Below are 13,053 nucleotides of genomic sequence, written 5' to 3' on the forward strand. Positions count from 1 at the left end.
TGCTATACTGAAAACATGACATGGAAGGAGCTGGTAAAATGCTGGAAGAAATGATGCCAAGATGGGTTCCGACAGAAAATGTAAATGGATTTGAAATCTGTCCCGGACTGTATCGTGATGAGGGTGCGACTGCATTTCAGTCGGCAGTTAATTTTACAGTGCATTCAAAAGGGGCTGTGACATGTGAACTTCTTCTGTTTCACAGAAAGGAACCGGAACCTTATGCGGTGATCCCATTCCCGGAAAACTGCCGGATCGGGGATGTATTTTCCATGATGGTATTCGGACTGGATATTGAAGAATTTGAATATGCGTACAGGCTGGACGGACCGTGGAAACCAAAGGAAGGTCTGCTGTTTGATAAAAAGCATATTTTACTGGATCCGTATGCAAAGGCAGTTACCGGACAGAGTGTATGGGGAAAAGCACTAAATACAGGGGGATATCGTGCCAGAGTAGTCCGGAATAATTTCTTCTGGGGCAGTGAAAAGCCGGATAAGATCCCGATGGAAAAACTGACCATCTATGAGATGCATGTCAGGGGATTCACGAAGATGGACAAAAGTGTCCGTCATCCTGGAACCTTTGCCGGAATCAAAGAAAAAATTCCTTATCTGAAAACACTGGGGATTAATGCGGTGGAGCTAATGCCGATCTTTGAATTTGATGAACTGCAGGGGAGCCGTGAGGTTGATGGAAAGAAACTGATTGATTACTGGGGGTATAATACAGTCAGCTTTTTTGCGCCGAATACGAGCTATGCAGCATCAACGGAATACAACCGGGAAGGAGTAGAATTAAAAGAACTGATCCGGGAACTGCATGATAACCAGATTGAAGTAATCCTGGATGTGGTGTTTAACCATACGGCAGAAGGAAATGAATGCGGACCGTTTATTTCGTTTAAAGGATTTGACAATCAGATTTATTATATGTTGACACCCGATGGAAAATATTATAATTTCAGTGGCTGTGGAAATACTGTGAATTGTAATCATCCGGTGGTGATCAAAATGATCCAGGATTGTCTGCGATACTGGGTGGCAGAGTACCGGGTGGACGGCTTCCGGTTTGATCTTGCCTCGATCCTGGGAAGAAATGAGGATGGGTCACCGATGGAAAATCCACCACTCGTAAAGAATCTTGCCTATGATTCGCTGCTTGCAGACACAAAGCTGATCGCGGAGGCGTGGGATGCCGGCGGACTTTATCAGGTCGGAAGTTTTCCGGCATTCCGCAGATGGTCAGAATGGAACGGAAGATACCGGGATGACGTGCGGGAATATTTAAAAGGGGGACTTTGGGCAGCAGGAGCAGCGCTTCAGAGAATTGCCGGTTCTCCGGACATCTATGATACCAGAATCCGCGGAAAACATGCTTCTGTGAATTTCCTGACCTGCCATGATGGATTTACCCTGTATGATCTTTATTCGTATAACCAGAAGCATAATGAGGCTAATGGATGGGGAAATCTTGATGGAAGTGACGATAACCGGAGCTGGAACTGTGGGGCAGAGGGGGACACCGATCAGGTTATGGTTGTTGAACTGCGCCACCGGATGATGAAAAATGCTTTTGCGGTCCTGCTTTGCAGCAGAGGGACACCGATGTTCCTTGCAGGTGATGAGTTTGGCAATACTCAGTTCGGGAATAATAATGCCTACTGTCAGGATAACGAGATTTCCTGGCTGGACTGGACAAGAAAAGAAAAGTTTCAGGATGTATTTGATTTTTGTGCTTATATGACGGCATTTCGGAAACGGCATCCGTCGATCACAGGAGATGCAGGGGCGAGCAGTCTTGGATTTCCGGAGATCAGCTTTCACGGTGAAGTGCCGTGGAAACTGGATTTTTCCAGACCGGAGATCCGGACGGCGGCAGTCATGTTTGCCGGATATGATAATAAAATGGCAAAAGAAGACTGTGTGTATCTTCTGATGAATCCATACTGGGAAGGTGTCTGGGTAGAACTTCCACAACTTCCGGGCGGATATAGTTGGCATGTGGCGGCAAATACTGGAGATAAAAAGCAGGAAATTTATCAGAATCCGGTACGGATTTCGGAGGAAAGAATTCTTGTGGGACCGAGAAGTGTGATCGTTCTGGAGGCAGATCAACAATAAAATACTATTGACAAGCGGGTACTCTTCCTTTATAGTAAGGGTACTCGTCTTTTATATTCTCTTTTCTGACCTGAAAAGGCAGAAGGAGAAACTTTTATGAAATATATAAAGAATCATTTTGCCGGAATACTAAGTGTGATTCTGGCGGTAGTATCATTGTCGGGCAGCAGTATGCCTGTCGTATCTGCAAACTCAGCAGAGAGAATCGCAAAGAAAGAAACGATTGTAAAACTTGATGAAAAATTAGGAGCAGAGCCGGGAAAAGTGCTTGAGGAGTTAAAAAACCACGAAAAGGACGGTTATTATCTGGGAACGCCTTACAGCGGATATCCTCTGACAGCAGAGAACTGCATGCGTCCGAACGGAGCCTACGGTGGAAATGGGGCAATGAACTGTACCGGGTTTGTCGCTTATGTTCTGGAAAAATGTGGAGCGGATCTGTCAGGAATTGACAAAGGAAGTCTCCGTGGCGGCAAGGTCAATGCGAGCAACTGGTTTCATTGGATGACAGACAATGCCGTGGAATCCTATCATTACAACACCATTGAGGAGCTGCTTGCGGGCGGAAAAGCGCAAAAAGGAGATGTGATCTATTTTGAGCCGGTTTCCTGGGAGGAAGAAGATGCAGACTGCCATATCGGATTTTTCTGGGGAGATAATAGCAACGATAACCGGTTCTGGCATTCGGCATCTATCCCGTCGAGTGGCAATCAGATTTCACAGCTTGTGGCAAAATCCAGATCAACGATATATCTTTTTAAGACAACCCATAACGGAAGCCTGGAGATCATGAAGAGCTCTGCAAGGTCAGAGATTACGGCTGATAATCAGCTCTACTCACTGGAAGGGGCAGAGTATACCGTCTGTAAAAGTGGGACATCCGAGGCAGTCTGCGTAATCCGGACAGACAAGAAAGGATACGGGAAGGCAGAAAATCTGCCGGAGGGTTCCTATGACATCAAAGAGACTAAAGCACCGAAAGGTTATGTACTGGACACAAAGCTGCGGCAGATCACGGTGAATGCCGGACAGACCGTGACCTATGAGTGTCAGGATGAACCGGAAAAGACAAAGGTGGAAATCCTGATCCGGAAGCAGGATGCGGAAACAGGGAAAGGGCAGGCGCAGGCAGGACTTTCTCTTGCGGGAGCAGAATTTCATGTGGCATTTTTTGATAGCATTTTTGACAATCAAAATGAGATCGGTGTGAAGGTGCCGCTCAGGAGTTGGAAGCTGAAGTCGGATGCGGATGGTGTGGTCCGGATGGATGAGGCGCACCTGATCAGCGGGGATCCGTTTTTTGAAAATAACGAGCTTCCGCTTGGAACGATTACGGTATGGGAGATGCATGCGCCGGAAGGGTATCTGGTGGACACCGTTACACATTGTATCAGGACTGGAACGGAGCAAAATGGAAGCTATAAAGCCCTGAAAATATGGAATCCAGTGGAAATAAAGGAAAAGCTCATCCGTGGGGACTTAAAGCTGGTGAAAGCGGCAGATAAAACTTTGAAAAGACTGGCGGATATCCCATTTCGGATCACATCGCAGGCAACTGGGGAGAGCCATGTGATCCTGACGGACAAAAACGGGGAGGCTTCGACCGGTGCGTACTGGAATCCACATACCGTCAACACGAATGAGGGGAAGACAAGTGAAGATGGGATCTGGTTTGGGGAAGGAACTCCGGATAATACAAGAGGAGCGCTTCCTTACGGAACGTATCTGGTGGAAGAACTGTCTTGTAAAAATAATGAAGACCGGATGCTGATTCCTGCGTTTGAGGTGGAAGTAACAAAGGAAATGCGAGTAATTGATCTGGGGACACTGACAAATGATGAACATCCCGTACCGGAGATCGGGACAAGAGCATCTGACCGGGAAACGGGAACGCATAACGGGAAACGGACAGAACAGGTAACGGTCATAGATCAGGTAAAATGGAAAAATCTGGAGATTGGAAAAGAATATGTAGTTAAAGGCACATTAATGGATAAGGAGACCAAAAAGCCGGTTCTTCAGGATGGAAAAGAAGTGACCGCAGAGAAAAAGCTGATCCCGGATACAGATTTCGGAGAAATTCAGATGGAATTTACGTTTGATGCAACGAAGCTTAAAGGAGAACAGGTTGTTGTATTTGAGGAAGTGTATCTGGAGGAAAAGCTGGTTGCAGCGCACGCAGATCTGGAGGACGAAGGACAGAGTGTAACCTATAAAAAGGAAAAGCCGGCAGAAGAGGAAAAACCGGAAAGTCCGGAAAAGCCAAAGGAAACTGAGAAAGCAAAGACGGTTGCAACCGGAGATGGATCTTATGTAAAGATTCTGATATTTCTGATCGGTGTTATTCTGACCGGGGCACTGCTCCTGTGTTTTCTTCTGAGCCGGATGTGTGGACGAAAGTGGAAACGCAGATAAGGATGGCATTGCACTTGAAAGGTTCTTATGCTATAATCGCTAAATAGGAAAATACTTTAGCAGATTGCTGAAGTGAATCAGAAAGAATAAGAAGGGTGGAGAACCATGAATTTACTTTATAAGAGTACAAGAGATGCAGAAAAGACAGTAACAGCTTCCCAGGCAATCTTAAAAGGGCTGGCAGATGACGGCGGATTATTTGTACCGGTTTCGATTCCGAAGCTTCCGGTGTCGCTTGGTGAGCTCAAAGAGATGACCTATCAGGAAATCGCATATACAGTTATGAAGGAATTCCTGACAGACTTTACAGAAGAAGAGCTGAAGAGCTGTATCGCAAAGGCTTACGACAGTAAGTTTGATACCGAAGAGATTGCACCGCTTGCGAAGGTGGAGGATGCTTATTATCTGGAACTGTTCCACGGAGCAACGATCGCATTCAAAGATATGGCACTTTCCATTCTTCCGCACCTTCTGACTACTTCTGCAAAGAAGAATCAGGTGAAGAATGAGATTGTCATTCTGACTGCAACATCCGGGGATACAGGAAAAGCTGCACTTGCAGGATTTGCAGATGTAGAAGGAACCAAGATCATCGTATTCTATCCGAAGAACGGAGTCAGCCGAGTACAGGAGCTGCAGATGGTAACACAGAAAGGAGACAATACTTCTGTTGTTGCGATCCACGGTAACTTTGACAACGCACAGAGCGGTGTGAAGGCAATGTTCGAGAACAAAGAGCTGGAAAAAGAGTTAAATGAAGCAGGCTACCAGTTCTCATCTGCCAACTCCATCAATATCGGACGTCTGGTTCCGCAGGTTGTATATTATGTATATGCTTATGCGAAGCTTCTTCAGAATGAAGAGATTGCGGAAGATGAAGAGATCAATGTAGTTGTACCGACCGGTAACTTTGGAAATATTCTGGCTGCATACTACGCAAAGAATATGGGAATCCCGATTGCAAAGCTGATCTGTGCATCCAATGAGAACAAAGTTCTCTATGACTTTTTCCAGACAGGAACTTATGACCGTAACCGTGAATTTGTTCTTACAACATCTCCGTCCATGGATATTCTGATCTCCAGCAACTTAGAGCGTCTGATCTACAAGATCTCAGGAGAAGATGCAAGAAAAGATACGGATCTTATGACTGAGCTGAAGACAAAGGGAAGTTACGCGATTACAGGTGAGATGAAAGCAAACCTGGCTGATTTTGCGGCAGGATATGCGACAGAAGAGCAGGTCGCAAAGACAATCCATGATATATACGAAGATACCGGTTATGTAATGGATACCCATACGGCGGTAGCTGCAACGGTGTATAAAGCTTACAGAGAAGACAGTAAAGATGACAGAAAGACAGTAATAGCATCCACAGCAAGTCCATACAAATTTGCAGGAAGCGTTATGTCAGCGATCGATCCGAAGTATAAAGGACAGGATGATTTCAAACTGATCGAGGAGCTTCAGAAAGTATCCGGTACAGAGATTCCGAATGCCATCAAAGAGATCATGAATGCCGAGATCCGTCACAATACGGAATGTGATGTGGATCAGATGGAGCAGACCGTTAAGAATATTCTTGGCGTAAAATAGACAGGAGAAGGCAAAAGAATGAACGGAATGGAAGGAATTTTCGGTATCATTGGTATTGGGGCGGGCTTGTACAGCCTGTATGCATGGTTTCAACTTAAATTCAAAGGAATCATCAATACATCAATTCTTGTACCAAAAGATACGAATATAAAGAAGTGTAAGGATAAGGAAGCATACAGGGCAGCAGCAGGACCGAAACTTCTTGTGCTTGCGGTTGTGCTGATCCTGTACGGCGCAGAAGATCTGTATAATACTTACGTGCAGAGTACAGGAAAATTATTCTGGGTGATGTTAGTACTGGTACTTGCGGTACTGGTATGGTTTGCATGGACAGTCAAAAAGCTGAATGCAAAGTATTTTTAAAATCAGATCACAAAATAAAGGAAAAGGGAAGGTGCAGACAAAAAGAGCTGCACCTTCTTATTTCATTTGGCGGAAAAATTTGTTACAATAAAAGTATTGCATGGCAGAGAAAATGTGATGGGGATAAAAGAAAATGTCATGCGAAAGATGAAATGCCGGAAGATTCCGATCCGTTTCAGGATGGAACCGTATTAAAAGAAGCATTTGACAGACTGAATAAATATGTAGTAGGGTAGATGAGATTGGATGGAAAATGTATTTGAGATATTAAAAGATTTACCAAAGCCGGGGGATTACGTTCTTTTGACAGTGGCAAAAGGATCCGCAGCCGGAGAAAAAGCAATTTTGGCAGAGAAAAAAATAATCTGGGAAAGTAAAGAAAACGGTTTCTTTTCAGCACATTTTTCAGAAGCAGGTGACTTGAAAAAATGTGGACTTTATGAAATCAGAGAGCAGCAGGTGTTTTGTGATATAATTGGAGGGCAGGAGCATCTGGTCATTTGTGGCGGTGGCCACGTATCGGTGCCGGTGATCAAAATCGGGATTATGCTTGGATGGAAAGTCACGGTTCTTGAAGATCGTCCGCAGTTTGCCGATCATGCCAGAAATGCGGGTGCAACGGAAGTGATCTGCCAGCCGTTTGAAGATGCCCTGGATCAGATCGAAGGAGACAAGGATACGTATTTTGTTGTACTGACCAGAGGTCACAGATATGATCAGGTTTGTCTGGAGAAGATCGTTGGGAAGGAACATGCTTATATCGGAATGATCGGAAGCCGGCGAAGAAGTGCGATGGTAAAGCAAAATCTGATTGAAAAAGGATGCAGCCAGGAAGTAATCGGCGAGATAAAAAGTCCGATTGGTCTGAACATCGGTGCTGAGACACCGGAGGAGATCGGTGTGGCGATCATGGCGGAAATCATCGAAGTAAAGAATCAGAACAAGAGAGTCTGCGGTTATCCGGAAGACTTGCTGGAAGCAATCCTGGATATCGTTCATCCGGGAAAGAAGATGCTTGCAACGATCATTACAAGAAAGGGTTCTGCACCAAGAAATGTGGGATCCAAGATGCTGATCCTGGAAGACGGCAGCTGTGTTGGAACCATCGGAGGCGGCTGTATGGAGGCAGAGGTTTTAAGAAAAGCGAGAGTCATGATGCATGAAAATAATACAGGACTAAAGACAGAATATGTGGATATGACCGGAGATGATGCGGAGGAAGAAGGCATGGTCTGCGGCGGTACGATCGAGGTGTTACTGGAACCACTCTGGAATTAAGAAAGGATGGAAAAGGCTGTGAGAGATTCTTATGGACGAACAATTGAATATATGAGAATTTCAATCACAGACCGCTGTAATCTGCGATGCAGGTACTGCATGCCGGATGGCGCAAAGTGGATTCCTATGTCAGAAATCCTGACTTATGAGGAGATTGAACGAATCTGCAGGGAGGCTGTCCGGATCGGGATTACCAGGTTTAAGATTACCGGAGGGGAGCCTCTGGTCAGAAAAGGATGCGCAGATCTGATCCGGATGATCCGGCAGATTCCGGGCACAGAAGAAGTAACAATGACGACAAATGGGGTTCTTCTGGGTGAGAATCTGGAAGATCTTCTTGCAGCGGGGCTGGATGCGGTGAATATCAGTCTGGATACACTGATTCCGGAAAAATATCAGGAGATTACCGGGGCAGATGAACTGGAAAGAGTCAGAAAATCCATTTTCATGGCAGAAAAAAGCGAGATCCGGGTAAAGATCAACACGGTCCTGCAAAAAGGAGTCAATGATGAGGAATGGAAAAGTCTGGCAGAGTTGGCGAAAAAGAACAAGCTGGATGTCCGTTTTATTGAATTGATGCCGATTGGACAGGGAAGAGCAGAGAATGGCATTTCCGGTGCCTGGGTGCTTGGAAAACTGAAAGAAGCTTATGGAATAGAAGGAGAGTTTTATCCGTTAGAGGGACGGTTTGGGAACGGACCTGCTGTGTATTATCAACTGCCTGGTTTTCAGGGGAAAATCGGTCTGATCAGTGCATTGCATGGAAAATTCTGTGACAGATGTAACCGGATCCGGATGACATCAACCGGAAAGTTAAAAGCGTGTCTGTGCTATGCAGATACTATCTCCGTTTTTGAGGCAGCAAGACACGGATCGGAAGAAGAAATCCGGAAATGTCTCGAACAGGCGATCCGTGGAAAACCGAAGATGCATCATTTTGAGGAGCAGAATTTTATTACAGAACAGAAAAATATGTCACAGATCGGAGGATAAACATAAAAATGGGAAGACTGAAGGGAATCTGCATCAGTGAAAAGAGAGGAACCGAAAAACATGAGGTTCGTGAAGCCATGGTCAAAATGGACTGGGGGATTGAAGGAGATGCGCACGGTGGAAAATGGCATCGTCAGATCAGTCTGCTTTCCGATGAAAAGATTCAGGAATTTCGTGCAAAAGGGGCAGAAGTTGCGTATGGTGCATTTGGTGAAAATCTGATCGTGGAAGGATTTGATTTTCGCGCGCTTCCGGTTGGAACAAGATTTCATATCGGAGATGTGGTACTTGAGATGACACAGATTGGAAAAGAATGCCACAGTCATTGTCAGATTTATAAGAGAATGGGTGACTGCATTATGCCAAGAGAGGGCGTCTTTGCAGAAGTCGTCACCGGAGGTCATATCAAGGTAGGAGATGAAGTTGTCATGGAACAGGTGAAAAGTGACCGTCCATTTTCAGCGGCAGTTATTACTTTAAGTGATAAAGGCTCTGTCGGAGAACGAGAAGACAAAAGCGGACCCATGATTGTCGAAATGTTGAAAGATGCCGGATATGATATTAAAGAAACGATTTTATTACCGGATGAGCAGAAAAAACTGGAAAAAGAGCTGATCAGACTAGCTGATCAGAGACAGCTTAATGTGATCTTCACCACCGGAGGAACAGGATTCTCCGAGCGGGACCGGACACCGGAGGCGACGGTAAATGTCTGTGACCGAATGGCAAACGGAATAGCAGAGGCAATCCGGAATTATTCGATGACGATCACAAAGCGTGCTATGTTCAGCAGAGCTGTATCAGGTATCCGAAAAAAAACGCTGATCATCAATCTCCCGGGAAGTCCCAAAGCAGTACAGGAAGCACTGGAGTTTCTGCTTCCTGAACTTGGGCATGGGCTTGGAATCCTCCGGGGAACAGAAGGCGAATGTGCCAGAAAATAAAGAGGTTAAAAATCATGAGTGGATTTACACATTTTAACGAAGATGGTAATGCAGTGATGGTAGATGTGGGGGAAAAGGCTGAGACAAAAAGAGAAGCACTTGCATCCGGGGTGATCCGCATGTCGGAAGAATGCTTTCAGAAAGTAAAGGAAGGCAGCATGAAAAAAGGAGATGTTCTTGGCGTAGCAAGAATTGCCGGGATCATGGGTGCAAAAAAGACAGCAGAACTGATTCCGCTGTGCCATCTGTTAAACCTTACCAAAGTCGAGATTGATTTTGAATATCTGGAAGAAGAGCATGGGATCCGGGCAATCTGCCACACGGCATGTACTGGCAGGACCGGTGTGGAAATGGAAGCACTGACTGGGGTAAATACCGCTCTTCTTACAATCTATGATATGTGCAAGGCGGTTGACCGGGGAATGGAGATCAGAGAAATCCATCTGCTTGAAAAGTCCGGTGGAAAAAGCGGGAAATGGGTACGTTAAACGTATTTTAATTTCTGGTAAAAAAAGTAAATATCTTCAACGATTAACAGTTGAAAAAACACGGCTGATGGTCTATAATAGGCTTTAGAAAACCTGGAATGTTCGAGACTTCCGTATTTTTGAACCTACAATACTTTAAACGGGATTCTTATATCTCTGTAATATGTCAGGCCCTCATTGCGCAGGGGAAGGCAGAAAAGCAGATGCGGTCGCCCACCTAGCGGAGTGCTAGGAGTCAAAAAACGGAAAACGGCATTTCGGGGGACTACAAAAGATAAAGGACAGTTGCGAGAGCAACTGTTTTTTTGGGTTTTCAAAGAAGTGAAAATGTGATAAACTATTTTGAAAAATGAAACTGCCGATAAGATAAATGGAGTTATTATATGATGAAAACGATAAACAAGATTCGGGAAATTACAGGGCAGGTGTCACAAAAGCATGTGGGAGCATACGCGGCCCAGTCTGCTTATTTTTTTGTGCTGAGTATGATCCCGATTATTTTGCTGCTTCTTGCTATCATACAATATACTCCGGTGACAAAAGCAGATGTTATGACTGCAGTGGTAAATTTGTTTCCGGAGACAAATATGCAGGATTTTATGGTTGGCATTGTAAATGAAGTATATAACCAGTCGAAGACGGTCATTCCGATCACTGCGATTGTAGCACTGTGGTCAGCAGGTAAAGGAGTACTTGCGGTTAGTACAGGACTGAACTGTGCATATGAGCTTCGTGAGACACGAAATTATGTATTTTTAAGAATCCGGGCATCCATCTATACGATCCTGTTCATTGCAGCAATTGTGATGGCTCTGGTACTTTCTGTGTTTGGTAATAATATCAGTATTTTTATATATCACAAAATTCCGTTTCTTGCGGAGACGACGGATATGATCATGCGTTTGAGAACAGTGATTTCATTTGTTGTTATGACTGGAATTTCGCTTCTGGTATATCACTTTTTGCCGAACCGAAAGCTTCCGTTCCGGGATTTGATTCTGGGATCTATTTTCTGTTCTCTGGGATGGCTGGTGATCTCGTTTGTTTTTTCAATGTATCTGACAATCTTCAAAGGATTTTCCGGTCTGTACGGAAGTATGACGGCGATCATTCTTGTGATGCTGTGGCTGTATTTTTGTATGTATGTGATGCTGCTGGGAGGGCTTATTAACTGTATCTGGGTAGATGCAAAGCGGGATATCCTGGAAAAGGATTAGTTCTGCAAAAAGCAGCATCCAGGTTCCGGAATATGATTTTGCGTAGATAAACGGTGAATCTATCGGATAAAACCGCTTGACATAAAAAAATCATATGTTACAATAATTAAGTATATGACATATCATAAAAGCAATGACCGTGTAAGTAGTGAACTGTTTTCCGACAGAGAAGGAGAATCCCCGGCTGTAAGTTCTCCCCGGTTCAGGCAGGAAACGAATTTCCCACGTGAGCTGCGTTTTTGAAAATAAAGTAGAAAACGACGTCCCTGCACGTTACGCAGTCCGAGTGCCTGTTATTCAAATAGCAGGAAACAGGGTGGTACCGCGATTTATCTCGTCCCTTTTTAGGGGCGATTTTTTTATATATTAGGAAAGTGTTCTTTCCTAATATATAAAAACGCTCCGCGAGGATGTGCACTGCGGCGTATAAGGAAGATGTCACAAGCGATCGCCGCAGGTGCCAGAATGTGCCAAGGCACATTCTTTTTTCTTCCACAGGAAATTTTATTTCCTGTTATAGTCGCAAATGAATAGCCAAAACAAGTTTTAAGGAGGATATCATGAAAGAAAGACTTGAGAGCATCAAACAGGAAGCCATTAAGCAGATCCAGGCTTCTGATGTACCGGAGAAATTAAATGATGTACGTGTCAAATTCCTTGGTAAAAAAGGAGAACTGACAGCCGTATTAAAAGGAATGAAAGATGTAGCTCCGGAAGAACGTCCGAAGGTAGGACAGCTTGTGAATGAGACAAGAGCTGCTATCGAAGAACTTCTTGATGAGACAAAGAAGAAAATGGATGCTGCAATCCGTGAAGAAAAATTAAAACAGGAAGTTATTGACGTAACACTTCCTTCCAAGAAAAATACAGTAGGTCATCGTCATCCGAATACGATCGCTCTGGAAGAAGTAGAGCGTATCTTCATCGGTATGGGATACGAAGTTGTGGAAGGACCGGAAGTAGAATATGACCTTTACAACTTTGAAAAACTGAATATTCCTGCAGATCATCCGGCAAAAGATGAACAGGATACATTCTATATCAACAAAGACATCGTGCTTCGTACCCAGACATCACCGGTTCAGGCACGTGTGATGGAACAGGGCAAGCTCCCGATCCGTATGATCGCACCGGGACGAGTATTCCGTTCTGACGAAGTGGATGCAACCCATTCACCATCCTTCCATCAGATCGAAGGACTGGTAATCGATAAAAATATTTCCTTTGCTGACTTAAAGGGAACTCTGGAAGTATTTGCAAAAGAACTTTTCGGACCGGATACCAAGACAAAATTCCGTCCGCATCATTTCCCATTCACAGAGCCAAGTGCAGAAGTAGACGTATCATGCTTCAAGTGTGGCGGAAAAGGCTGCCGTTTCTGTAAAGGATCAGGATGGATTGAAATCCTCGGCTGTGGTATGGTTCACCCACACGTACTCGAAATGTGCGGAATCGATCCGGAAGAATACACTGGATTTGCATTCGGAGTAGGACTTGAAAGGATCGCCCTTCTCAAATACGAGATCGACGACATGCGCCTCCTCTACGAGAACGATATCAGATTCCTGAAACAGTTCTAGTGAGCACGACAAAATCAGAGAGCAGTGCGAAGAGCTGCGGCAGCATCGAAAGATGC

Annotated in this window: 11 protein-coding genes, 1 other RNA gene and 1 other annotated feature; all 12 genes read left to right on the plus strand. The window is 44.7% G+C overall.

Going from position 1 to position 13,053, the window contains the following annotated elements; translation table 11 throughout:
- The first annotated feature begins 38 nt into the window (after positions 1 to 38).
- The 12 genes from glgX (at position 39) to pheS (ending at position 12,997) form a co-directional block, all read left to right on the plus strand.
- Positions 39 to 2,123 carry a glycogen debranching protein GlgX gene (gene glgX / locus PGQ33_RS04480; RefSeq protein ID WP_270205346.1) on the plus strand — a complete coding sequence of 695 codons (2,085 nt, stop codon included), beginning with the start codon at positions 39 to 41 and terminating at the stop codon, positions 2,121 to 2,123.
- A 96-nt stretch (positions 2,124 to 2,219) separates the two neighbouring features.
- Positions 2,220 to 4,538: a VaFE repeat-containing surface-anchored protein gene (locus PGQ33_RS04485; RefSeq protein WP_270205347.1), complete on the plus strand. Its 2,319-nt coding sequence runs from the start codon at positions 2,220 to 2,222 to the stop codon at positions 4,536 to 4,538.
- 105 nt (positions 4,539 to 4,643) lie between these two features.
- The gene (thrC, locus tag PGQ33_RS04490; RefSeq protein ID WP_117555736.1) at positions 4,644 to 6,134 is read left to right on the plus strand and encodes a threonine synthase; all 1,491 of its coding nucleotides are present in this window, start codon (positions 4,644 to 4,646) and stop codon (positions 6,132 to 6,134) included.
- 18 nt (positions 6,135 to 6,152) lie between these two features.
- Positions 6,153 to 6,497 carry a hypothetical protein gene (locus PGQ33_RS04495; RefSeq protein WP_022220753.1) on the plus strand — a complete coding sequence of 115 codons (345 nt, stop codon included), beginning with the start codon at positions 6,153 to 6,155 and terminating at the stop codon, positions 6,495 to 6,497.
- Positions 6,461 to 6,733, plus strand: a complete 273-nt coding sequence (locus PGQ33_RS04500) for a hypothetical protein (RefSeq protein WP_117555738.1) — start codon at positions 6,461 to 6,463, stop codon at positions 6,731 to 6,733. The genes PGQ33_RS04495 and PGQ33_RS04500 overlap by 37 nt, the downstream gene beginning before the upstream one ends.
- A gap of 10 nt (positions 6,734 to 6,743) precedes the next feature.
- Positions 6,744 to 7,775 (plus strand): XdhC family protein, encoded by a 1,032-nt coding sequence (locus tag PGQ33_RS04505; RefSeq protein WP_117555740.1) that lies wholly within the window; start codon positions 6,744 to 6,746, stop codon positions 7,773 to 7,775.
- An 18-nt stretch (positions 7,776 to 7,793) separates the two neighbouring features.
- Positions 7,794 to 8,768: a GTP 3',8-cyclase MoaA gene (gene moaA / locus PGQ33_RS04510; protein WP_044998967.1), complete on the plus strand. Its 975-nt coding sequence runs from the start codon at positions 7,794 to 7,796 to the stop codon at positions 8,766 to 8,768.
- 8 nt (positions 8,769 to 8,776) lie between these two features.
- On the plus strand, positions 8,777 to 9,712 hold the full coding sequence (locus PGQ33_RS04515; protein ID WP_195501966.1) for an MOSC domain-containing protein: 936 nt from the start codon (positions 8,777 to 8,779) through the stop codon (positions 9,710 to 9,712).
- 14 nt (positions 9,713 to 9,726) lie between these two features.
- Positions 9,727 to 10,200, plus strand: coding sequence for a cyclic pyranopterin monophosphate synthase MoaC (moaC, locus tag PGQ33_RS04520; protein WP_055246514.1), 474 nt, complete (start codon positions 9,727 to 9,729; stop codon positions 10,198 to 10,200).
- Positions 10,201 to 10,287: 87 nt separating this feature from the next.
- Positions 10,288 to 10,468: non-coding RNA, 6S RNA (gene ssrS, locus PGQ33_RS04525), on the plus strand.
- A gap of 115 nt (positions 10,469 to 10,583) precedes the next feature.
- Positions 10,584 to 11,417, plus strand: a complete 834-nt coding sequence (locus PGQ33_RS04530; protein WP_082421134.1) for a YihY/virulence factor BrkB family protein — start codon at positions 10,584 to 10,586, stop codon at positions 11,415 to 11,417.
- Positions 11,418 to 11,541: 124 nt separating this feature from the next.
- Positions 11,542 to 11,762 (plus strand) — a binding site (T-box leader).
- Between the two features lie 215 nt (positions 11,763 to 11,977).
- Positions 11,978 to 12,997: a phenylalanine--tRNA ligase subunit alpha gene (gene pheS, locus PGQ33_RS04535; protein WP_008371846.1), complete on the plus strand. Its 1,020-nt coding sequence runs from the start codon at positions 11,978 to 11,980 to the stop codon at positions 12,995 to 12,997.
- Positions 12,998 to 13,053 lie beyond the last annotated feature (56 nt).

The organism is Coprococcus sp. AM100_B19A (genome assembly GCF_027662015.1).
Lineage (GTDB): Bacteria > Bacillota > Clostridia > Lachnospirales > Lachnospiraceae > Allocoprococcus > Allocoprococcus comes.